The following is a 21,459-nucleotide window of genomic DNA, read 5'->3' on the forward strand; positions in this document are numbered from 1 at the left end:
CATGAGAGTTGCCTGAATAAAACATGGGTAAATCCGAAGTTCTGGTGGTGGACGACGAACCCTCGGTGCGCGACGCCGTCACCAGGGCGCTGCGCGTCCAGGGCTACCAGGTGAGCAGCGCCCCAGACGGGCCGACCGCGCTGGCCGTGGCGGCCGTCGACCGGCCCGACCTGATCGTGCTCGACGTCATGATGCCCGGCATGGACGGCCTCGAGGTCTGCCGCCGCCTGCGCGCCGAAGGCGACAGGACACCCGTCCTCATGCTGACGGCGCTGTCCGGCGTGGGCGACAGGGTGGAGGGACTGGACGCCGGGGCCGACGACTACGTGGTCAAGCCGTTCGCCCTCGAAGAGCTGTTCGCCAGGGTTCGCGCGCTGCTGCGCCGTACCTCCTCCACGGGCGGAGCGCTGGAGTTCGCCGGACTCGCCCTGAACACCGAGAGCCGCCAGGCCCGGCGCGGCGGCCGGATCTTCGACCTCACCGGCACCGAGGCGGCGCTGCTCGAACTGCTCATGCGCAACGCCGGCCAGGTCCTCACCAGGGAGGTCATCCTGGAGCGGATCTGGGGATACGACTTCACGCCCGGCTCCAACTCGCTCGAGGTCTACATCCGCTACCTGCGGCGCAAGACCGAGCACGACGGGGAGCCGCGGCTGATCCAGACGGTTCACGGACTCGGCTACGTGTTGAGGGAGACATGAGGCTGCATCTCAGGCTCGCGCTCGCGGCGGGCATCGCGGCGGCGCTGTCGGTCCTGCTCGTGCTCGGCGCCGCCTACTACGTCACCTGCCGCAGGGCCGAGAGCGTCATGGGGCAGATCGGGCGATGGCAGGCCGAGTTCGGCTGGCCGTTCCTCGCGGTGGCGGCGGGCGGGCTGGTCATCGCGGCCGTCTTCGGCTGGCTCGCGGCCCGCGCGTCGCTGCGCCCCCTGTCGACACTCACCGCCACGGCCGGCGAGATCGCCCGCACCCGAGACCTCGGGCTGCGCATCGACGTGACGCGGGACGACGAGATCGGGAAACTGGCGGCCAGCTTCAACACGATGCTCGACGCGCTCGAACGCTCCGCCAAAGCCCAGAAGCAGCTCGTCGCCGACGCCTCGCACGAGCTGCGCTCCCCGCTGACCGCCGTGCGCACCAACGCGGAGCTGCTGGTACGCGGCGACGTGCCGGCCGCCGAGCGCGACGAGGTCGGGAGGGCCGTGGTCTACGGGCTCGAGGAGCTGAGCGGGCTGGTGTCCGACCTGGTCGAGCTGGCCAGGGACGAGGAGCCGGCGGCACTGGTGGAAGACGTACGGCTGGACGAGATCGTCACGCACGAGGTGGCCCGAGCCGGGCTGCACTGGGCCGTGACCACGTTCACGGTGGCGGTCGAGCCGACCGTGGTGCGCGGGGTGCCCGACCGGCTCGCCCGGGCGGTCGGCAACCTGCTCGATAACGCGGCCAAGTACGGCGCGCCCGACGACACGGTGGAGGTGACGCTGCGGGAAGGCGTGCTGGAGGTCAGGGACCACGGGCCGGGGATTCCCGTCGCGGACCTGCCGTTCGTCTTCGACCGGTTCTACCGGGCCGACGAGGCGCGGGCCAAGCCGGGATCGGGGTTGGGGCTGGCGATCGTCCGGCAGGTCGTGGACAGCCACGGAGGGACGGTGTCGGCGGTACCGGCGCCGGACGGGGGAACGCTGGTACGCCTGGTCCTGCCTGCCATGGCGTGACCCTGGCGCTCGCGTGCAGCACGATGGCGTGCCGCGGGGTCCCTGGGTGGCGCCGTGCCGCGGTGCCGGGGTGCCGCCGGGGTCCCGGCAGCCGATCTCGCGAACGTCGGGATCTTCCCGCATGCCCTGCGGTAAAGGGGGATCTTCCCTGGCGCCCTGCCGTACGTGAGGGTCGTCCGGAACCGCCGTACGCGAGGGCTGTCCGGAACCGCCGTACGCGAGGGCTGTCCGGAACCGCCGTACGCGAGGGCTGTCCGGAACGCCGTACGCGAGGGTCGTCCGGAACGCCTGGTGCGCGCGATGTCCGGATACTCCCGGTAGGTTTGCCGGCATGGCAAACGTGCGTGTTGAGCGGACAGATGACGGCTTCGTGGCGACCAACGCCCGGGGCGCGCGAGTCGAGATCGGCGGCGGCGACCAGGACGGCGTCTTCACCCCCGTCGAACTGCTCCTGGCGGCCGTCGGCGGGTGCAACATCGTGACCGTGGAGCCGCTCACGGCCAAGCGTGGGCACCGCCTGCTGCGCCTGGCGATGACGGTCGAGGCGGAGAAGATCGAGTCGAACCTGCTCGGGCCGCTGACGGTGACCTACGATGTGGAGGTTCCCTCCGACGAGGCCGACCAGGTGTTCAGGGCGGTGGCCGAACGGGTGGAGGAGAAGCACTGCACGGTGAGCCGTTCCCTCCGGGAGGGTACGGAGGTCCGCTTGGAGCTCCCCTAGCCTGATTAGGGCGATAATCGACCCTGGTATGACGCGTCCGTTGCATTCGTCTCTGTAACGTTGAAGCAGGTCAAGGGTGCTGCGACTGACTTGCAGAGCTTTTGCCGATGCGGACGCGGAGGGGGACCGTCGTCTGCTGAGCGGGACCGCCGGCACTTTGGGGGAAGGTGTCGGCCTGGACCGCGGTAGATCGGGGCCGGGTGGTTTTGGGGGAAACCACCCGGTCCCGATTCATGTGTACTGTCTTGTCGTGAAAAAGCTCCTCCTTGACTGTGACCCCGGCATCGACGACGCCCTGGCCCTCGCGCTGGCCGCCGGCTCCCCCGAGATCGACCTCGTCGGCATCACCACCGTCGGAGGGAACGTCAACCTCGACCTGACCACCGCCAACGCGCTCGCGCTGCGCGAGTTCTACCGGATCGACGACGTCCCCGTCACGCCCGGCAGCGCCCAAGCTCTGCTCGGAGTGGGAGTACGCGCCGAATCCGTCCACGGCGCCACCGGCCTGGGCGGCGTGACCCTCCCCGCGCCGGTCAACGGGGTCACCGACGGGCACGCCGTCGACTTCATCATCGAGACCCTCCGCTCGGCGCCCGGCGAGATCACCCTCGTCGCCGTCGGCCCCCTCACCAACATCGCCCTCGCCGTACGGCGGGAGCCGCGGATCGTCGAGTGGGTGCGCGACTTCGTGATCATGGGCGGCTCCTACACCCGCGGCAACCACACGCCCGCCGCCGAGTTCAACATCAAGGCCGACCCCGAGGCCGCGGCGATCGTGTTCGGCGCGGGATGGAACGTCACCATGGTCGGCCTCGACGTCACCCTGACCGCCGTGGTCACCGAGTCGATCCTGGACCAGATGCGGTCCCTGGGCCGGCTGGCCGACCTGGTCGTGCCGATCTCCCAGTTCTACGGCGTGGTCGAGGCCGACGGCGGACCGGCCATCCACGACGCGGTCGCCGTGGCGCACGTCATCGACCCGAGCCTGCTGAAGGTGGTCCCGGCGGTGGTGAACGTCGAGACGGTCGGGACGTACACGTCCGGGATGACGGTCACGGACTTCCAGCTCGACGGGAAGGTGCCGAACGCTTCGGTGGCGGTGGAGCTGGACGTCGACCGGTTCTGGAAGCTGATGATGGAGGCGTACGGGAGGCTGGCGGCGACGATCGCGTGATGTGCGAGTGGTGGTCGGCGGCTGCTACAGTTACACCTGTCGCAAGCGCCGCTAGCTCAGTTGGTTAGAGCAGCTGACTCTTAATCAGCGGGTCCGGGGTTCGAGTCCCTGGCGGCGCACAGCGAGAAACCCCAGCTCAAGCGTTTGAGCTGGGGTTTCTTTGTTTGCCGTCTCAACTTATTTGCCTGTCTGCGACGTTGTCGATCTTCGTGCTGCTCGTGGTGTGCTCGTGTGTATCCGGGCCGATCGTCGATCATCTATTTCGGACGCAGTCTGCGGGGACAGTGGCTGTGACGCGTTCGCGCTGAGAAATCGGTGTTGAACTCGCGGACCTGCGTAGATGCCCTTCCCTGAAGAGCAGCCTGGACTGCGGAGAGGCCTTCCTCTGCGGTTACCGCAGAGGATTCCGGGCCTTCTCTGCCCATGCAGCTGTTTCGAGTCGCCGCGACTCAACGGACTTGGGAAGCACGCAGGAATGGCACCTGGAGCTGGGAGTCGTCGGTTACCGCCTGGTCTCGGCGGGTGCTCTCCCGTCTGGCCACACGCAGGTGGAGGTGGATTCGAGGAAGAGGTTGTCGCCCTCGGCCCAGCTCAGGCTCAGGATGTAATGGTCGGGACTCGACTCGGCGTTCAGGTTCGGGCTGTTCCCGGTCCCCGTAGCGACGATGCGGTGGCCCTGAGCCTCCCAGTAGGCCTTCACCTGCCGGGAGATGTTCATGTTCTCGCTCTTGGGGATGTCTCGTAGCCAGTACGCGCGGTTGATGGTCACCTTTCCCTCAGGTTCGCCCGGGGTGAGGCATCCGTCGGGCCCGGTGCCGTAGGGAATCAGTTCGAGCCGAGGCTTGGGCGTGAGCACCGCGGCTGTTTCGCGGATCAACTGGTTCACGCGAGCGTCGGCTTGCTCCTGGGTGATGGTCTGGTCGTTCATGGTGCATCCCGTTAGGAGAAGGGCGAGGAGGAGGGTCGCACGCTTCATGGGGTGGACCTGCTTACTTGGAGGGCCAACTCGGGGTCGATCTCTGGCATCAGCAGTTGGGGGCTCTGGTCCAGTGGGTGCGGTTGGACGAGTTGGTCCGTTTGGCCATTGATGATGAATCCCATGTTTTTCAAGGACGCGGATCCTCTGTCCCAGTAGCTGCTATGGGCGTTGGTCCAGACGGTCTTCTCGACGGGCAGCCGCTGTGCGCCGAAAGCGTCGTGCCCAGGATCAGCCCTGAATCTGCCCAGCGCGGCAACGGGATCGCCGCCCGCTTCGCCCACCCAGACATGTTTCGGGTCGAGTCCGAGTTGGCTGGCGTGGTCGACACCGACGCCGGGGCTGCCGACCAGGATCAGGTCGTCGGCGAAGTCTTCCGGCCGGAGGACGGCAGCGTGTCCGCTGGTGAGGGAGCCGTAGCTGTGGCCGATCACCACCGAGCGGGCGGTGGCGGAGGGCTCGTGGGTGGCGCGGAGCCCGTCGGCAAATGACGCGAGGGCCGGGCCGCCCTTGGCGGCGGCACCTTCGAAGGCGACGGACTTGCCGGGATCAAACACGCCGGGGTCGAGCTGCGGAGCGTCGTAACCCAACCAGGTGATCGAGGCGACGGAGCGATCCCCAGCGGTCTTGCTGGCTTGCTGCCACAGTGCCCGGGAACGCTGCAGGTCACCGTGGGCAGCATCCAGACCGGAGGTCAGTCCGGAGACATTTGTGACGGTGATGTCAGCGGTGTCGGGGTTCCCCCAGGAGACGATCAGGCGGCCTTGACCGGTGACGTCCAAGCCGAGCAGCAGAGGCGGCGGATATCCGGCTCTGGGCTGGATCGCGCGTTCGATGAGTTCGATGCGGCGGAGCTGGTTGCCGAGCTTCTCGAAGCCGCCGATCGCGCCCGTGGGCTGGCCGGAGACGAGAGTGCGCTCCACACCGGAGGTGATCAACTCTTGGACAGCGGCGTCGTAGGCGGCTTGGAGACGCTGCTTCTCGCTGGCGAGCCAGTGACGGTTGGCGCGATCGCGGACGGCGGCCGGGATCCCGTTCAGCAGCCCGAACCCGGGCAGGGTGGCCAGCTGCTCCTGGAGGTCGGCCGCGAGTTGCTGCCACCAGGTGTTGATCCGGGCGGCGAGCGTGGCGTCGCCGCCGATCTCCTGGAGTTGGAGGAGCTGCGCGACCACGGAGGCGTCTCGTGCCGCAAGCCTGGACAGCAGGGCCTCGACGGTGCCCGCCCCGGTGGCATACGCGGCGAAGAGCCCGAACCCTGCGGTTCCTGCGGACATCGTGCCGGGCACGGACTGTTGGATGATGCCCAGCCGTCGGCGCAGGTCACGGCCCTGGGTGTCGGCCCACTCGCCGACCTGCCCGACCGCCGCTCCGGCTCCAGAGGGCAGGCCGAGCGCAGAGAGTTCGCCGGCCAGCCGGGCTCCGGCGCCTGCCAAGGTGTCGCCGCTGTGGCTCAGGCTGGTGATCAGAGCGTGCATGGCATCCGGCTCGATGCCCTGGAATCGGCCGGGGACCGCCCGCATGACGGGGCCGGGCGAGGGGTGGTAGGGCACCGTGGGCGGCGGGCCGCTCTGCCGTACAACCAGGTCGGCGACGGCGCGTAGGGCTCCGGAGAACGCCGTGTGGACGGCTTGTCGGCGCTCGTCGAGGGCGGCGGCGAACCGGGGCGCGCCGCCGCCGACCCACGCGTGGTTCTGCATGGCGCACCGGGCTTGGTCGAGAGCACCCGCGTGCTCGTCGGCGAGCATGGTGACTCGACGGAAAGCGGCCAGAGCCGCCGCGTACTGTTCGGATTGCTCCACCATGACGCCGCTCAGGATGACATCGGTCATGCCTCCGGCTCAGCCGATCAGAAGCTCGTCATGATTCATCACTAATACGGCTGACGTGCAGATATGTGAATATCATCTTGGCGGCAGGAGCGTGATGATCTGTCACCAATTGCGTTCGCTTCGCGACGGTGGGTTGTCGGCTGCGGCATCCTTGTGATCCACTCGCCCCATGGTGGATGTCCGTGCTCCCCTTACCGAACGACAGCTCGCGGTCCTGAAATGGGTCGAGGAGGGCTGTCCACAAGAGGTCGTCGATCTCAACGCCCACAAGATGACGGCCCGCGCGCTGGAAGGTCGCCGTCTGGTGAAGGTCGTGCGCCGAGACGGAATCTGGCACGCGGACCTGACCACCGCAGGCCGCCACTATCTTGATCACGGAGAGCATGCTCCGGCAGCGTCAGGTCGGCCGCGTACGCTGCGCACGCCACCGGTTCGGGAGCGGAAGAGGTCCGTCCAGCCCCGTACGTCGCCGGACAGCACGCCGAGGTCCAAGGTGTTGTCGGTGACCGAGCAACTGATCGCTGATTTGGTGGCCAACGGCGGCGAGCTCTGGATCGATGAAAAAGCAGACAAGGTCAACTATGAGGCGCGGGTGCGCGCGGCGATCAAGCATGGGCGAGTGCCCGAGGGCCAACTTCTGATCACTGAGAGGGTCGGCGACTGGCGATCGGGATCCAAGAGGGTCGTCAGGCTCCAGGACAAGCCTGAGTGGATGACCGTGAAGCTGGAGCCGGTTCCCGTACCTGCCACACTGCGGAGCCCGAACAAGCTGGTCAAGGCGTTGCAGGACGATGAGGCAGTCAATGTGACGGCGGCCGTTCGTAATCGGGGACTGCGCCTAATCCAGGCCCTGGTGGCCGAGACGGAACGCCGAGGCTATTCGGCGAGCAGAAACCGCTCCCGTTCGCATTCTCACGGCGAGGACAAGGGGCTGTTCGTCATCACGATTGAGGGGCACGGCTTTGGCGTCGACCTCTCGCAGGTGCTCGACCGCATCCCGCACGTGCCGAGTCCCGCCGAGGAGCGCCGCGCGGCCAGGGACACCTGGTATCGGATCCCCAGCCACGACCACCTGCCCAGCTCCAGGCTCACGATCTCGCTAACGAACGGCAGGCCATACTGGCAGAGCAGTTGGACCGACTCCGAAACCAAGCCGCTAGAAGACCATCTCGCGCAGATCATGCAGGAACTCGAGCTACGCGCGGCCTTCGCCGAGGAACAGCGGGTCGAGCGGGAACGGCAGGAAGCGGCACGTCGGCGTGCCTGGGAAGAGGCGATGCGCACCGCGAAGATGCGCTTCGTCGAGGAGGCCAGGGCGCAAGTCCTCAAGGCCCAGGTGAGTCGCTGGCGGTTTGCTCAGGAGCTGGATGAATACCTGTTGGCGCTTCGGTCCACCGCGGCGGCGCTTCCTGCGGAACAAGAAGATGACGCGCGGGCCTGGATCATGTGGGTTGAGGAGTACCGCGCCAGGATCGACCCCCTGGCCGGAAGGCTTGCGCTGCCGTCCGTGCCCGAGCCGCGCCATGACGATCTCAAGACGTATCTGCCGGACGGTATGAGTCCCTATGGGCCGTCACGGTGGTGAACTCTCGGCCTATGGCGCCAAAGTACGGCACCGCAACGGCGCCAGGGGTGCGTGCGACATGGGCTGCGATCTCGTCTCTTCGGCCTCTGTGAGAGGCCGAAGAGGACTCGAGTCGCGGGAAGTCGGCCAGGACCTTGCGCGGAGTGCCTCCGCAGTTTTCGGATCATCAGCGTAGGCTCAGGCCTGTCTTGCTCCGGTGAAGGTCCATGCTCCAAGATCATCGCCAGCCTCGTCTCCTCAATGCAACGGTGTTGCTTGTCGGGAGTCTTGGACGATGGCCAGCTGCATACCCGATTCGAGCGCACTAGGGTCGACGTCCGGAGATGACGTACTCGCGAACCCCCGCACTGTGGTTGTCGCTCGAGAAACGTCCGCTTACTGGATCTCGACCTGGAGGCAGGATGCGGCGGCCGGCCTGTTCGCGTGGTGTGGAACGCACATCGGCAAATCCGGCCTCCAGCAGTAGCTGCTCGACCCCTGCCGCTAGGTCGAAGACTCTCCCAGCGCGAACGGAGTTGGCTACCGAATATGCAACTACTCCGCCGGGCGCGACAACCCGAACTGCATCCTTCAGGTGCGTTCGGAGGTCTTCGATGTAAGTCCTGAGGGCTCGGCCCAGAGTTGTCCTTTCAGCGCCGAAGTCCGACTCGTACCAAGTTTGGAACGCAGGCGGCAGATTAACGATCCCGCCGAGAGGCCCATGCCCATACTTGGCGCCGATCTGATCACGACGCTTCACTGGCCAGCCAAAAGCGAGATAGGACAGCCGCTGGATCTCGAAGTAGTCATATGTCACGAAATATGGCGGAGATGTCACGATGGCGTCAACGCTGGCATCTGCCAGGGGCAACTTCCTCGCGTCGCCGAGCGTGACCGCGACAGGAGGCAGCCGTTTGCCGAAAATGTCATTGATATCCGCTAGGGCGTCTTGTTCGGTAATGCAGTCGCGGGCTAGCTGTCGCGCCCAGCGAGGCAGGCTGTGCCGTAGCGGTATTGGATTGCGGAGAGGATCAGCGGTTACTTTAACGGATCCTGCGAGCCATTGAGAGGATGGCCGCAGTGACTGGGAGAGTGCGACCGTGACGAATCGGTGCAACCTTACGTCGTCGATATCTTCCAACACCGGTCGCCAAGCCGTGAGGAGGCGGGCGTTATCGTCACCTAGCCATCCGGCTAACGCGTCCTCGACTTGGGCACTTTTGGCTGGTTTGAGCCGCGCCATGCGCTCGCAGAACGCCGCCGCATCCCATGGGTTAGCAGGAGGATCGAGCCTTAGCCGTCCCACTGTGACTCCGAGAGTGGTCAACTCCACACCCAGTGCGGCAAGGCCGAGCTGGCGGCTGGCGGCGACAACGGCGGCGGTCCCGCAGAATGGGTCGAGAATCGAAGCGACGGGTCGACGCGATTCGGTTACTACCTGGGCGAGCATGCCTGTCACGACGTCTGCAGCGAATCGAGCCGGGTAGCGATGAAACCAGCCGAGCACCACATGCTCACGGGCGCGTTTGAGGCGTTCGAGTGCCAAGACCGGAACCGATGTGCGCCGTGGGCTGAAGGCTGGTTGCTCACCGATTCCCCACCGCCAAGAGATCTCTGATGCATCGGTCGAGAGTTCTGACACGGATTACGCCTCCTTCGCCTGCATCCGGGTCGCGGCGCCATACAGGAGGACCTGTACGGCGCCGGGCAGGAAGACTCTACGGGGGATTGTGATCAAGCGGTATGCATTCGCCGGGAGCGTGCCGGGCGCATCTGCACGAAGACAGGATTGCGGAATATCGACCCGGTGAGCAGGCATTGGCCCTGGCCGAGGGCAGGAACGGTCGCCCAGAGCGCTTCGTGAACTCCGCCTGTGGTGGCTCGGACGGGGGCGAGGTTTCCGGCTGACTTCAGCTGATGGATGAAGCGTGTGTTTGCTAGCTCGAACAGTTCCTCTGGTACGTGGCCGGGCTGCTGCGACACCAGCGCGAGCCCCATCCATCGCTTGCGCCCACGGCGACTGATGACTTGCAACTGATCCAGTACGGCGCGCATGCGTCCCGCGCTGGCTCGCGACACGAAGGTGTGTACCTCCTCGATCACGACGAGGACAGGCGGGCGAGGCTGCAGTCCTGGCCCGAGTGGTTGGTCACGAGGAACAGCAATGACTCGGTCGAACAACGCTTGAAGCAAGAACGAGATGGCGATGTTGCGCGCCGTGTCGTTAGTTTCGCTGACGTCGAAAACGCTCAGGCGACCGGGTACCAGGAGATCATCCACGTTCAAGTAAGGAGTGTTCTGTGTGGGACCCCAGTCGAGCATGTCGGATCTGCCGAGCTTGAAGAGCTTGTTGCGCAGCGTCGAAGCGGTGTTCTTCTCTGGGACTCCTATCTTGCCGGTGAGTAGGGGGATGGCCCCCGTGGGATCCTCCTGGACTCCGTCGATCAGCGTGCTGAGGGTGTAGGGGCGCTCGGGCGGCGGCGTGGTTGCGGGGCCAAGTGATCCCATCTTGCTTGGCCTGGACGTCTTTGCCGAATCGCGTCGAGCCTGGGCTGTGATCGCTCCCCACATGCGAACCTGAGCCTCGCTCAGTTCGAGGATGTCGGCCACGATTTCTTCAGGCACGTCCGAGATCGGGACTTTGAAGAACACAGGCTGGGGAGCATCCGTCATGCCCGCGTTCGGTACGTAGACACGGCAGTCGGGAAGTCCGCGCGGTAGCCGCTCACCGAATCGCTTTTCCAGAAGGGCCGCAAGGTGGGGTTCGTCGTTTCGTTGATCCATCCGGACGTATTCGCCTTCGACGTCGATGGCTACTACTGCCCATCTGGCCCGGATGGCTTCCTCAATCAACACCTGGGTCGTGTTTGACTTACCCGAGCCCACCGTGCCGAAGATACCGACGTTACGCGGTAGGAATCCCTTGTTTGTGGAGTCCGCCTCAACACGCACCCCGTCGTACCCCAGGAGCGTCCCGAGCTGCATATCGCCCTCAAGCCCGAGCATCCGGCGAAGCCTGTCGCTGGGGTAGATAAAGGCTTGAGAGTATGGCCGGGGCCGTGTGGATGTGGGAAGGACCACTTCCGCGTCAGTGACCTCACCGAGGATCTCGATCGTGCCCGACGCGTAGTAGGTGGGGCGAAACTGCGTGCGGTCAGGGTGGAGCAATGTTGTGCGGCTGATGGCTGAGTCAGGACCGATCTCGTGTGGGCTATGGAAGGGGCCTTCGACGACGCGGCCGAGGAAGGTGATCCCTTGCTCGGTATCGGTAATGCCGACATAGGCGTCGCGACGGAAGTGTCGCCTGAGCTGCTCCGAAACCATAACCCCGGTGCTGGTGTTATCGGTGCCTTGACCGTCGAAGGCGACGAAGCCCAGAGTAACGAGTGACCGGGTGAGGCTGGTTTCGGCCGCCTCGATATCGCCCGAGAGTATCTCCTGCTCGATGGACTCGAGCTCGGGTAGCGCATTCTCTCCCGCCTTGTCGGTTTGGTGATCTTCACTCACCTCATCTGGTTCATCGGCATTGGGTTCCGGCGCTGCGGTCTCCTCAGTACTCATCCGCGGGTCCTCCGTGGGTCCAGGTCGGCGAGTCCTTGTTCGACGCCGAGTTCCATAAGCCGGGTTTCGATGAAGTTACGGAACTCTCCACCTTTGAACATCGTGCGAGCCACGTTGTCTGCGAGGTCGATGTGGAAGGGAAAGCCCCGGGCCGTCACAGCAACTCCTTCGTCAGGTAGCCCTCGTGTCCAGAGCGCATCGGCGAGGAAGAGTGCGGCTGCCTCCTCGACGCGATCTTTGTGACACTCCAAGAGGAAGGGCCGATGTCCGGCCTTCATTAGGAGGATGGTCACTTCGGGGCCGACCTCAGCGATGAACTTCCGGAAGGTCGCTCGATCTAGGTTGTTGAAGCCTGCCTTGGAGGTACCGGTGTCAGCGTCACCATCGAGGAAGATGGTCAGATCATCGTGAAGGTTTCGAAGCTCGATGAACTCGCCCGGCTCCAGGATGATGCCGGCGTTGAGCACCTCGAGATCCTCGGGGCTCTCGCTGACCGCGATGAACTGTTGGTTCTTGATATATCGCCGGGCGAGGTCGAAGACTGGAGGAAGATTCTCTGCGGGCCTGCCCACGCCTGTGCGAAGTTCGTAGGGGATCAGCTCGCCGTGAATCATCCGCCAATCGGCTTCCTGTGCAAGCAGGATCTGGCGCTCACCGAACAACATCAGGGCACGACTCGCCAAATTGGAACTTCCGTGCACCTTGCGAAGGTTCTCGAAGAACTCCCTGGCGGTATCCCCGCCGGCTGAAAGCTCATGCTCGAAGACCCTTGTCACAAGGCGGACAGCCTCGCCAGTATTCGTGACGATCACGACTCCGACCTGGATCTTGGTACCGCTCAGAAGGGGCACCGCGGCCACTGTACCGTCGGAAGCTGCGACAATTCCCGAGCGCAATAGGCTTTTGGCCCACGCCAGCTTCTCCGGTTGCGGACGCCGGATTTGTGCACGCAAGCCGGGGTTGTCGGAGAGGATCTCCGTACGGAGTTGTTCGCGACGAGCGTGCGAGGCGAGGACGGCCGCGTCGACCCGATCACGTAGGTGGTCGATATGTTTCTCGAGGTCGGTCCATGGTGCGATCGACAAGATGTCAGCGAGGCTGCGTATGTCTGGCTGCTTTGCAGGATTTCCCACCCAGCTCTCCCAGGCTCCGGTGACATTTAGTAACCGATCATGACGCCCTTGTTAACGTTACTGAGTTGGCGAATGAAGATCTAGACCCAATTTGTCGCCATCTGGGAGGCATAATGTCAACAGCCGCGCTGACCTGACCATCCGATGTCAATCTGTGTTGCGCAGTTGCTGACACGGTCCTCGATCGAGGAGTACGCGTTGCGGGGTCGCGTGCGCTCGGTGGGTGCTCGTACGTCAGGGTACGGACAAGCACCGGGGCGGACGGGGCAGCATGAAAATCAGCGGAGTCGCGGACAATCCAGACCGTAGGTGGACGCTCCAGCACCCACACGGACGAGATGGCACAGATAGCTACTATCTCTTAATCAGCAGGTCCGGGGTTCGAGTCCCTGGCGGCGCACCGCGCGAATCCCAGGTCAAACATGGTTTGGCCTGGGATTTTTTGTGTGCCGTCCGGGTGAAGTCGCTGGTGGACGGCTCGACCCTCACGATCGTCTTTCGGGCGGTTTCAGGCGGATCGTGGCACGGTGATCATCGGACCGGCGTGGGCGGCGCCGGTGGCGGCGACCGCAGGAGCCGGCAGACCGGCGAGGCTCGCCAACCGGTCGCCATGCGCCCGGCGGAGACAGCAGGACGGTCTCAGCCACGCGGCATGCACCACCAGCCGCGGAGCGGCCCGCGTCTCCGTGCGCCCTACGTCACCGGAGGCGGAACGTCCCGCTCTGCGTCACCAGAGGGGCCGTACCCCTCCCGCCCGGTACGGCTTCGGGTGGGGCTTCGTGGATGAGACTTCGTGGGTGAGGGGCCGATCCCGGCCGGTTGTCGCCGCGCGCTCCCCGGGGAAATCTGTCGGTGCTGTGCCGTAGAAATCTCGGCATGGGAACGTGGGACATCGGTCCGTTCGACAACGACACGGCCGCCGACTGGTGCGGTGGCCTCCAGGACGCGGTCGCTGAGCAGCGCCCGCTGCTGATCCGGAAGACGCTGGCCGCCGTAGCCGGTCAGGACGACTACCTGGACAGCGACGAGGCAGGAGAGGCGATCGCGGCCGCCGCCATCGTCGCCTCCCAGCGGTCGGGAACGCCGATCACCTCGCCCTACGCGCCGGACTTCCTGGTCGAGGGCGGCAGCGTGGCGATCGACGACGAGCTCGTGGCGCTGGCCGTGGCGGCGCTGGACCGGGTGGTCGCGGAGGACTCGGAGTGGCGGGAGCTGTGGGCGGAGTCGGGTGCCTTCTCCCAGGCCACGGCGGTGATCGAACAACTCCGCACGGACCTGGTGACCTGATCGCCACGCGTGCCAGCCCCCTGCCGGCGCGACACCGCGTTCTCGGCGTTCCCTGTGCTCGTGTTCCATCCGCTTGTAGGGAAGGAGCATGACGTCATGGACGATGACAAGCGGGTGCTCGGGGTCGACGGGTGCAGGCGGGGCTGGGTCGGCATCGCCGTCGGCGCCGGAGCCGTGGCCGCCTACTTCGCGACGGAGCTCGGCGAACTCGTCTCCCTGGCGGCGAAGGACGGCGAGCTCGACGTCGTCGCCGTCGACATGCCGATCGGCCTGCCCGATCGAGGCCGGCGCGAGGCCGATGTCCTGGCGCGGCGGGCGCTGGGCCCGCGCTGGGCGTCGGTGTTCATGACGCCGACGCGGGCCGCGCTGGAAACCGCCGACTACGGCGCGGCAGCGCTGGTCAACCAGGAACTGGCGGGTGAAGGCATCTCCCGGCAGGCGTACGCGCTCAAGGAGAAGCTGCTGCAGGCCGACCGGTGGGTACGCGAGACGAGCCTCAGGGTCGTCGAGGTCCATCCCGAGGTCTGCTTCGCCGAGCTCGCGGGGGCTCCGCTACAGGTCCGCAAGACGACCTGGGCGGGCGCGGAACGCCGGTACGCGCTCCTGGAGGGCGCCGGCATCGACGTTCCCCGGCTACTCGGTACGGCGGGCGCGATGGCGGGCGTCGACGACATCCTCGACGCGGCGGCCGCCGCCTGGACCGCGCGGCGCGTCGCCGCCGGCCACGCCCGTTCCATGCCCGACCCACCGCAAACCTTCAGCGATGGCGTCGCCTGCGCGATCTGGGTCTGAACCCTGCCACTCGCCCACCCGGACGGCTTCGACCGCCCACGTCTGGATGGCGCACCCCGATGGCCCGCCGAACGTTCGCTCGTCAGCGGGCGCTGGGTGAGGGGGTGCCGTCCGGCCAGACACAAGTAGAGGTGGACGCGAGATAGAGGTCATCACCTGCGGCCCACACGAGGGCGAGGATGAACCCGTCCGGGCGTGACTCACCGCCGATGCTCGGCTGGCCGACCTCCCAGCCACCCGTTGACACGATGCGGTGGCCCTGGGCTTCCCAGTAGGCGCGGACCTGCCGGGCGATCTCCATGTTCTTGGTCTTCGGTACATCGCGCAGCCAGTAGGCGCGGTTGATCACCACCTTGTCCTGTGAGTCTCCATCGTGCAGGCACCTGCTGGGCGGGACGGTGAATGGCATGAGCTCCAGGCGGGGCTTCGGGACGAGTGCCGCGGCGGTCTCGTGGACGAGCTGGTCGACACGGCTGATGGCCTGCGCCTGGGTAATGGTGGGCTGGTTCACGGTGCATCCCGGCAAGAAGAGGACAAGGACGGCGAGGCAGGCTCGGAGCACGCTGATTCACCCGTTCGGTTCGAGGGACAGGTCAGGGGCGAGTTCGGGCATCAGCACCTGTGGATGCTGGTTGATCGGCGTCGGCTGCTCGAGCGCTTGGTACTGGCCGTTGATGATGCGGCCCATGTTCCGCAGTGACGGGGAATCATGGTCCCAATAGGAGCTGTGGGCGGCGGTGTAGGGGACGCGGCCGACCGGGAAGCGTCGGGCGCCGAAGCTCGCCTCTCCCGGGTCGGTGCCGAAACTTCCCAGGGTGGCGACCGGATCGTTGCCCGCTTCGCCGACCCAGACGTGTTCGGGCTTGACGCCGAGCTGTGCCGCGTGGTCCACGCCGACGCCGGGGCTGCCGACGAAGATGAGCTCGTCGGCGAAACGTCCGGGCCGGAGCCGGGCGGCGTGTCCGGTCGTGAGGGAGCCGTAGCTGTGGCCGACGACGACGGAGCGTGCCGTACCCGAGGGGGTGTGAGAGGCGCGCAGGCCGTCGGTGAAGGACGCGAGGGCCGTCGCGCCGTTGATCGCCGCGTTGTCGAGGGCGACGGACTTCGCGGCGTCGAAGAGGCCGGGGTCGATCTGGGGCGCGTCGTAGCCGAGCCACGTGATGGAGGCGATGGTGTGGTCGCCGCTCGTCCTGGACGCCTGGCTCCAGAGGGCGCGGGAGCGGTCCAGGTCGCCGAGGGCGCCGTCCAGGCCTGAGGTGAGGCCGGAGACGGAGGTCACCGTCGTGTCCGCGGTGTCGGGGTCGCCCCAGGAGACGATGAGCCGGCCCTGTCCGGTCAGGTCGAAGGCCAGGAGGAGCGGGGCCGGGTGTCCGGGGACGGGGCGCAGGGCGTGCTCGACGAGTTCGAGGCGGCGCAGCTGGTTGGCGGTGCGTTCCCAGTCGCCGAGGAGGGCGGGCTGGTTGAGGCGGGCGAGTTCGGCGGTCTTGGCGGCGAGTTCGCGGGTCAGCCGTGCCTTCTCGGCGGTCAGCCACCGCCGGTTGGACTGGTCGCGGACGGTCGCGGGGAGCCCGTCGAGCAGTCCGGCGCCGGCCAGGCCGGTCAGTCGCCGGCGCAGGTCGGGGGTGAGGGTCTGCCACCAGGCGTTCACGCGGGCGGCGAGGCCGGGGTCCTGTCCGCGGCGCTGTACGGCGAGCAGTCCAGCGAGCGCCTCCTGCTCTCCTGCGGCGATGCGGGTGAGGAGGGCTCCGGAGCCGAGGGGGTCGGTGGCGTGCGCGCCGAACAGGTCGTAGGCCGTGACGCCCGCCGAAAGGGCGGGCCCGGGGACGGTCTGCTGGATGCGGGTGAGGCGGCGGCGCAGGTCGGCCGTCTGGGTGGCGGCCCAGGCGGCGACCTGGCCGATCGTGTGGCCTGGCCGGGGTGACAGTCCGTGGGCCGACAGCTCGGCCGACAGGCGGGTGCCGGCGGTGGCCAGGGTGTGGCTCCCGTGGTCGAGGGTGGACAGGAGGGTGGTCATCGCGTTCGGGTCGATGCCCTGGAAGCCGCCGGGGGGCGCGGTCATCGTCGTCACCCGCGTGGTGAGGGCGGGAATCGCCGGTGGGGGGCCGCCTTGCCGTACGACGAGGTGAGCGAGGGAGTCGAGGGCGCTCTGCAGCGCGGACTGGAGGGTGGCGCGGTGCCGGGCGAGGTCGGCGGTGAAGGACGACGCGCCGCCGCCGACCCAGGCGTGGGCCTGCATGAGGCGGGCCGCGGTGTCGAGGTCGGTGTGGTGGTCGGCGGCCAGGGCCGTCACTCGTCGGAGGGCGTCGGACGCCGCTGCGTGGTCCACCATGATCCGGCCAGGATGGCAGGCGGTACGGCGGGCGCTCAGGTGATCGTCGGCTCACCCCGGTTTGGGACGGCTGTCCTGACTGCCGGAATTGGGCCTTGTCAAGGGGGTGTCGCGCTTCTACGATCTTGCCAATCCTTAGGAAACTTTCTTGTAAGAAGGGTGATCGTCAGGTGCTCAGGCTACGGATCATGGCGCCCCTGGCCGCCGTCGCGCTGCTGGCCGCCGCGCTCACCGCCGTCCTTCCGACGGCGTCGGCGGCCGCCGCCGACTGCGCCGCCGCGTGGAGCTCGTCGGCCGTCTACCACGGCGGCGCGGCCGTCTCCCACGCCGGCCGCAACTGGTCGGCCAGATGGTGGACCCAGAACGAGACGCCCGGCACCGCCGAGGTGTGGGCCGACCAGGGCGCCTGCGGTGGCGGCGGGAGCACCCCGCCGCCGTCCACGTGCAACCACCCGAACTGGGTCGCCGGGCAGTGGTACCCGGCCGGCAGCATCGTGCGCTACACCGACGGCAGGTACTACCGCGCCGAGCACGACAACCCCGGCTACGATCCGACGATCAGCACCTGGTACTGGGAGCCCTACACCTGCGGCGGGACGACCCCGACCGACCCGCCGTCATCGGGATTCGTCGTGACCGAGGCGCAGTTCGGCCAGATGTTCCCCAGCCGCAACTCCTTCTACAGCTACAGCGGGCTGACCAGCGCCATGAGCGCCTTCCCCGCCTTCGCCGCGACCGGCAGCGACACGGTGCGCAAGCAGGAGGCGGCCGCCTTCCTGGCCAACGTCAACCACGAGACCGGCGGGCTCGTCCACATCGTGGAGCAGAACACCGCCAACTACCCGCACTATTGCGACGCGGCCAAGCCCTACGGGTGCCCCGCCGGGCAGGCCGCCTACTACGGTCGCGGTCCGATCCAGCTGAGCTGGAACTTCAACTACAAGGCGGCGGGCGACGCGCTCGGGCTCAACCTGCTGCAGGACCCGTGGCGGGTCGAGCGGGAGTCGTCCGTGTCGTGGAAGACCGCGCTGTGGTACTGGATGACGCAGAACGGCCCCGGCACGATGACCGCCCACAACGCCATGGTCAACGGGTACGGCTTCGGCGAGACGATCCGCAGCATCAACGGCAGCCTGGAGTGCAACGGCGGCAACCCTGCGCAGGTGCAGAGCCGGATCAACGCCTACCAGCGCTTCACCCAGATCCTGGGCGTGCCGGCCGGCGGCAACCTGAGCTGCTGACCGATCACCGCCGGCGCCTCCACGGTTGGGGGAACGCCTCCCGAACCAGCGAGGGGGAGGCGCCGGCGGGGTACGGCCTTCGGGCGCATGCTCCCCAGGTCCCCCTGGGGAGGCGTCGATGGGGTACGGCAGGCAGGTGCATCCCCCAGGGCGGTGGGGTGTCGGCGCGGTGGACGGCGGGCATGGACCGTGGGTGATCGCTACGTTGCTGATGGTGTTGGCGCTGGCCGGTGGGCCGCTCGACGGGTTCGAGATCGGTCATGTGCCGCGCGGAGTCGGCGACCGGGTGTCGGACTTCTCCTACGAGTAGGAGGACGTCCGTTTCGCCGCGCGGGTGTGGGAGCGGCGGCTGGACGGCGGCGGTTTCCGGGTGGATTTGCGGGTGCTGGTTCTCAGGGGTGAGCGACTGTCGACGCCCCGGGCGTTGCGCGGCTTCCTGTCGGAGTACCTGGAGGGCGACTTCCGCGACACGGCGCACCGGTTGGTCGAGCCGGGCGTCGCGGTCGTCGTGAGGATCGACGGCGCGCGTTTCGGCCAGGACGAGCTGAGAGCGACGGCCGCCGGCATCAGGCCCGCCATCGGAAGGCGACCGGTGGTGTCGGGCCGTCCAGCGGCGTGACGGGCGGGATTGCGGGCACGGGAAGGAAGTGTCGGGGCCGTCCAGTGGCATGACGGGTGCGGGGGTGGCGGGCGCGAGGAAGGGAGTGTCGGGCCGTCCGGCGGCCGGTGGAAGGCAGCCCACGGGGAAGCGTCAGGCCACGGGGAAGTGTCAGGTCGTCCACCGGTAGTGGGCGTCGGGAAGGCCTTCCTCGTTGTCGTCGCCCGTCGCGACCAGGCTGAACCCGTGGCGCTCGTAGAAGCTGATCGCACCGCCGTTCGCCTGGAAGACGTGCAGGTCGAGCCTGGGTCGGCCCCGCTTGGCCAGCGAAAGCAGCGCGGTCCCGACCCCTGCGTTCTGCTCGGAGGGTGCGACGTAGAGGTGTTCGAGCCACTCCTCGCGCAGTGCGGCGAATCCGACGACGCGTCCGCCGTCGTCGCAGGCCACCCACACCTCGTGCGAGGGGAGGACCACGCCGGTGATCCACCGGCGAGTCTCCTCGTCGGTGTGCAGCCGCGGCAGGTAGGCCATCCCGGCTCGGGCGGCCAGGAAGACGTCGGCGATCCGACCGGCGTCCACCGCGGACGCCCGCCTGACGGTCACGGGAACGCCTTCCGGGCGGTCATGACTCCCGGCCGTCATGTGAGAGCCTCCGAGCGGCCACGGGCCGCGGCTGTCATGGGAGCGTCTCCCGGGCGGGCAAGAATTCTGGTCCATGCGGGCGCCCTGGTGTCGTGAGTTGTCGTACGGGCGCCGTGGTGGTCGTGAGCGGTCGTGTAAGCGCCCTGATGGTCCCGGGCGGTCATGCCAGCGCGTCCCGGGCGGTCATGAGGGCGAACCCGAGCAGGTTCAACCCCTGCCAGGTCGAGGGGGTGGCGGCTCTGGGGTCGTCGGCGGTCAGCCCGATGCCCCAGATCCTGTCGTACGGGCTGGCCTCGACCAGCACGCGTCCGGAGGTGCCGAGCAGGAACTCCTTCAGTGCGGCGTCCCCGCCGAACTTGGCGATCGAGCCGCGCACGACGATGTCGAACCGGTGCGCCTTCCACGTCTCCTCGTCGAAACCCCTGACGGTCCGGCCGAGCTTCTTGGCCTCAGCTGGGTGGTCCGCGGACAGGACGGCCGCCGCGGCGTCGTCGTCGCCGAACAGCCATGCCTTGTGCGCCATCATGTAGTGCTCTGCGGAGGCGAACGTGTGGCTGTCCTCGGTGAAGGTGACGGGCCACCACTGGCTGAGGCAGCCGGTGCCGATGCCGCCGTCGCGGGCCGGCCGGTGGCCCCAGAAGTACAGGTGGCGAAGGGGCTGGCCGGCCTGTTCCGCGGCGATGGCCGCGTCGAGGGTACGGGGGAGCACTCCCACACCGTGCCACAACGGGCGAAGGGGGCGCCACCTGATATCCCGGACACCGGCCATGAGAAAAAGGAGTTGCCGACAATTCGTGAATCCCGGGATGCTTTCTCCGTGAACGTCCGCCGAGTGCGGAAAAGGCTCGCGCGCGACATCAGGACGTCGGTGCGCGAGCCGTACGGAAATGTCCGAGCGGGTGAGGGTGCTGGTGTGCCCGGCGGTTTCATAAGCCGCACCAGGCGGGTTCGATTCCCGCACCCGCTACAGATCAGCAGTGCGGGCAGCGGGTACGGCGGCGCCGGGCGTGGACCGGCCGCGGCGCGCACGGCGACAGCGAGGCGTCGCTGGTGAGGATGGCGAGCTCGAGCCGGCGCAGTTCCGCGCCTGGTTCGAGGCCGAGGTCGCGGGCGAGGATGTGCCTGCCGGCGCGGTAGACCTCCAGCGCTTCGGCCTGGCGTCCGGCACGGTAGAGGGCGAGCATAAGCTGCCCGCGGAAGCGCTCCTGCAGCGGGTGCTCGTCCACCAGGACCGACAGCCTGCCGATGAGGTCGGCGTGGCGGCGCAGGCGTAGGTCGGCGTCCATGCAGTCGCCCAGCGCGGCGAGGCGTTCCTCGTTGAGCCTGGTCGCCTCCTGGTGGAGCGGCGGCAGGTCGTCGAGGCCCGACAGGGCGGGCCCGCGCCACAGCGACAGCGCGGCGTGCAGCAGCTCGCTGGCCTGGGTGACCCGGCCCGCCGCCAGCGCCTGCCTGCCCTGGTGGGCCAGGGTCTCGAAACGGCGGGCGTCGAGGGCGGCGGGCGGGATGTCGAGGGCGTAGCCCTGGACGCGGTGGACGATGGCGTCGGCGGCCCCGAGGGTGCGCCGTAGCCGGTGCAGGTGGAGCCGGAGGCGCCGGACGCCGTGGTCGCCGGCCTCGTGACCCCACAGCGATTCGATCAGCACGTCGCTGTGGACGACCCTGCCCGCCTGGCACAGCAGGAGGGCCAGCAGGGCCTGCTGTTTGCCGGACCTGACCGGTAAGGGGCGATCGTCCTTGATGACATCAAGCGCCCCCAGAATACGAAATTCCATGGCGCTCAAGAGCTTTTCCACGAAGGGAGGATAGAAGCGCGGATCGAGAAATGAAGGAGAAACCGAAGAGAAATCCGCTGAACCCACACTCAAGCGAGAAGTCACCGGCCTCGCGGGCTTTAAACC

20 protein-coding genes and 2 tRNA genes are annotated in these 21,459 nt (G+C 67.4%); 11 read left to right on the forward strand and 11 right to left on the reverse strand.

Annotated elements, in window-relative coordinates; translation table 11 throughout:
- Positions 1-23: 23 nt before the first annotated feature.
- The 5 genes from ACWENQ_RS01025 (at position 24) to ACWENQ_RS01045 (ending at position 3,728) form a co-directional block, all read left to right on the forward strand.
- Positions 24-701, forward strand: a complete 678-nt coding sequence (locus ACWENQ_RS01025; protein WP_452412509.1) for a response regulator transcription factor — start codon at positions 24-26, stop codon at positions 699-701.
- Complete coding sequence (locus tag ACWENQ_RS01030) at positions 698-1,714, forward strand: sensor histidine kinase (RefSeq protein ID WP_354921901.1); 1,017 nt, start codon at positions 698-700, stop codon at positions 1,712-1,714. The genes ACWENQ_RS01025 and ACWENQ_RS01030 overlap by 4 nt, the downstream gene beginning before the upstream one ends.
- 331 nt (positions 1,715-2,045) lie before the next feature.
- On the forward strand, positions 2,046-2,435 hold the full coding sequence (locus ACWENQ_RS01035) for an OsmC family protein (RefSeq protein WP_354921898.1): 390 nt from the start codon (positions 2,046-2,048) through the stop codon (positions 2,433-2,435).
- 250 nt (positions 2,436-2,685) lie between these two features.
- The gene (locus ACWENQ_RS01040; protein ID WP_452412511.1) at positions 2,686-3,609 is read left to right on the forward strand and encodes a nucleoside hydrolase; all 924 of its coding nucleotides are present in this window, start codon (positions 2,686-2,688) and stop codon (positions 3,607-3,609) included.
- 45 nt (positions 3,610-3,654) lie between these two features.
- Positions 3,655-3,728 (forward strand) — tRNA-Lys (locus ACWENQ_RS01045).
- A 383-nt stretch (positions 3,729-4,111) separates the two neighbouring features.
- On the opposite strand, the gene ACWENQ_RS01050 is transcribed toward ACWENQ_RS01045, so the two are convergent.
- Genes ACWENQ_RS01050 through ACWENQ_RS01060 form a run of 3 tightly spaced genes read right to left on the reverse strand, consistent with a single transcriptional unit; the run spans position 4,112 to position 6,790 of the window.
- Complete coding sequence (locus tag ACWENQ_RS01050) at positions 4,112-4,537, reverse strand: hypothetical protein (RefSeq protein WP_452412513.1); 426 nt, start codon at positions 4,535-4,537, stop codon at positions 4,112-4,114.
- 44 nt (positions 4,538-4,581) lie between these two features.
- The gene (locus ACWENQ_RS01055) at positions 4,582-6,414 is read right to left on the reverse strand and encodes an alpha/beta hydrolase (protein ID WP_452412515.1); all 1,833 of its coding nucleotides are present in this window, start codon (positions 6,412-6,414) and stop codon (positions 4,582-4,584) included.
- 28 nt (positions 6,415-6,442) lie between these two features.
- Positions 6,443-6,790 (reverse strand): hypothetical protein, encoded by a 348-nt coding sequence (locus ACWENQ_RS01060; RefSeq protein ID WP_452412516.1) that lies wholly within the window; start codon positions 6,788-6,790, stop codon positions 6,443-6,445.
- Between the two features lie 126 nt (positions 6,791-6,916).
- Between ACWENQ_RS01060 and ACWENQ_RS01065 the strand changes: the two genes are divergently transcribed.
- A complete protein-coding gene (locus ACWENQ_RS01065) occupies positions 6,917-7,999 on the forward strand; it encodes a hypothetical protein (protein ID WP_452412518.1) in 1,083 nt (360 codons plus the stop codon).
- 304 nt (positions 8,000-8,303) lie between these two features.
- On the opposite strand, the gene ACWENQ_RS01070 is transcribed toward ACWENQ_RS01065, so the two are convergent.
- From ACWENQ_RS01070 to ACWENQ_RS01080, 3 genes are all read right to left on the reverse strand, one after another.
- Complete coding sequence (locus ACWENQ_RS01070) at positions 8,304-9,620, reverse strand: hypothetical protein (RefSeq protein ID WP_452412520.1); 1,317 nt, start codon at positions 9,618-9,620, stop codon at positions 8,304-8,306.
- Positions 9,621-9,712: 92 nt separating this feature from the next.
- A complete protein-coding gene (locus tag ACWENQ_RS01075; protein WP_452412522.1) occupies positions 9,713-11,539 on the reverse strand; it encodes an ATP-binding protein in 1,827 nt (608 codons plus the stop codon).
- A complete protein-coding gene (locus tag ACWENQ_RS01080; RefSeq protein WP_452412523.1) occupies positions 11,536-12,672 on the reverse strand; it encodes a hypothetical protein in 1,137 nt (378 codons plus the stop codon). The genes ACWENQ_RS01075 and ACWENQ_RS01080 overlap by 4 nt, the downstream gene beginning before the upstream one ends.
- Before the next feature lie 876 nt (positions 12,673-13,548).
- Between ACWENQ_RS01080 and ACWENQ_RS01085 the strand changes: the two genes are divergently transcribed.
- Both ACWENQ_RS01085 and ACWENQ_RS01090 read left to right on the forward strand, forming a co-directional pair.
- Positions 13,549-13,959 (forward strand): DUF4259 domain-containing protein, encoded by a 411-nt coding sequence (locus tag ACWENQ_RS01085; RefSeq protein ID WP_452412524.1) that lies wholly within the window; start codon positions 13,549-13,551, stop codon positions 13,957-13,959.
- Between the two features lie 96 nt (positions 13,960-14,055).
- Positions 14,056-14,751, forward strand: a complete 696-nt coding sequence (locus ACWENQ_RS01090) for a DUF429 domain-containing protein (RefSeq protein ID WP_452412525.1) — start codon at positions 14,056-14,058, stop codon at positions 14,749-14,751.
- An 82-nt stretch (positions 14,752-14,833) separates the two neighbouring features.
- Here ACWENQ_RS01090 and ACWENQ_RS01095 read toward each other — a convergent pair whose 3' ends face one another.
- Together ACWENQ_RS01095 and ACWENQ_RS01100 are read right to left on the reverse strand one after the other, a co-directional pair.
- Positions 14,834-15,262 (reverse strand): hypothetical protein, encoded by a 429-nt coding sequence (locus ACWENQ_RS01095; RefSeq protein WP_452412526.1) that lies wholly within the window; start codon positions 15,260-15,262, stop codon positions 14,834-14,836.
- A 57-nt stretch (positions 15,263-15,319) separates the two neighbouring features.
- Positions 15,320-17,080 carry an alpha/beta hydrolase gene (locus ACWENQ_RS01100; protein WP_452412527.1) on the reverse strand — a complete coding sequence of 587 codons (1,761 nt, stop codon included), beginning with the start codon at positions 17,078-17,080 and terminating at the stop codon, positions 15,320-15,322.
- Positions 17,081-17,250: 170 nt separating this feature from the next.
- On the opposite strand from ACWENQ_RS01100, the gene ACWENQ_RS01105 reads away from it, so the two are divergent.
- Both ACWENQ_RS01105 and ACWENQ_RS01110 read left to right on the forward strand, forming a co-directional pair.
- Positions 17,251-18,321: a glycoside hydrolase family 19 protein gene (locus tag ACWENQ_RS01105; protein ID WP_449929400.1), complete on the forward strand. Its 1,071-nt coding sequence runs from the start codon at positions 17,251-17,253 to the stop codon at positions 18,319-18,321.
- 382 nt (positions 18,322-18,703) lie between these two features.
- Entirely contained in the window at positions 18,704-18,940 is a 237-nt protein-coding gene (locus ACWENQ_RS01110; protein WP_452412528.1) for a hypothetical protein, read from the forward strand.
- A gap of 150 nt (positions 18,941-19,090) precedes the next feature.
- On the opposite strand, the gene ACWENQ_RS01115 is transcribed toward ACWENQ_RS01110, so the two are convergent.
- Both ACWENQ_RS01115 and ACWENQ_RS01120 read right to left on the reverse strand, forming a co-directional pair.
- Positions 19,091-19,522: an N-acetyltransferase family protein gene (locus ACWENQ_RS01115; protein WP_452412529.1), complete on the reverse strand. Its 432-nt coding sequence runs from the start codon at positions 19,520-19,522 to the stop codon at positions 19,091-19,093.
- A gap of 199 nt (positions 19,523-19,721) precedes the next feature.
- The gene (locus ACWENQ_RS01120) at positions 19,722-20,270 is read right to left on the reverse strand and encodes an NADAR family protein (RefSeq protein ID WP_452412531.1); all 549 of its coding nucleotides are present in this window, start codon (positions 20,268-20,270) and stop codon (positions 19,722-19,724) included.
- A 185-nt stretch (positions 20,271-20,455) separates the two neighbouring features.
- Here ACWENQ_RS01120 and ACWENQ_RS01125 point away from each other — a divergent pair.
- Positions 20,456-20,528: transfer RNA gene (locus tag ACWENQ_RS01125), tRNA-Met, on the forward strand.
- Positions 20,529-20,532: 4 nt separating this feature from the next.
- Here ACWENQ_RS01125 and ACWENQ_RS01130 read toward each other — a convergent pair.
- A complete protein-coding gene (locus ACWENQ_RS01130; protein ID WP_354913813.1) occupies positions 20,533-21,354 on the reverse strand; it encodes an AfsR/SARP family transcriptional regulator in 822 nt (273 codons plus the stop codon).
- Positions 21,355-21,459 lie beyond the last annotated feature (105 nt).

This window comes from Nonomuraea sp. NPDC004354 (genome assembly GCF_053602555.1).

Coding starts and splice junctions, on each gene's coding strand:
- ACWENQ_RS01025 (WP_452412509.1), top strand. CDS start 24: ATGGGTAAATCCGAAGTTCTGGTGGTGGACGACGAACCCTCGGTGCGC.
- ACWENQ_RS01030 (WP_354921901.1), top strand. CDS start 698: ATGAGGCTGCATCTCAGGCTCGCGCTCGCGGCGGGCATCGCGGCGGCG.
- ACWENQ_RS01035 (WP_354921898.1), top strand. CDS start 2,046: ATGGCAAACGTGCGTGTTGAGCGGACAGATGACGGCTTCGTGGCGACC.
- ACWENQ_RS01050 (WP_452412513.1), bottom strand. CDS start 4,537: ATGAACGACCAGACCATCACCCAGGAGCAAGCCGACGCTCGCGTGAAC.
- ACWENQ_RS01055 (WP_452412515.1), bottom strand. CDS start 6,414: ATGACCGATGTCATCCTGAGCGGCGTCATGGTGGAGCAATCCGAACAG.
- ACWENQ_RS01075 (WP_452412522.1), bottom strand. CDS start 11,539: ATGAGTACTGAGGAGACCGCAGCGCCGGAACCCAATGCCGATGAACCA.
- ACWENQ_RS01085 (WP_452412524.1), top strand. CDS start 13,549: ATGGGAACGTGGGACATCGGTCCGTTCGACAACGACACGGCCGCCGAC.
- ACWENQ_RS01090 (WP_452412525.1), top strand. CDS start 14,056: ATGGACGATGACAAGCGGGTGCTCGGGGTCGACGGGTGCAGGCGGGGC.
- ACWENQ_RS01100 (WP_452412527.1), bottom strand. CDS start 17,080: ATGGTGGACCACGCAGCGGCGTCCGACGCCCTCCGACGAGTGACGGCC.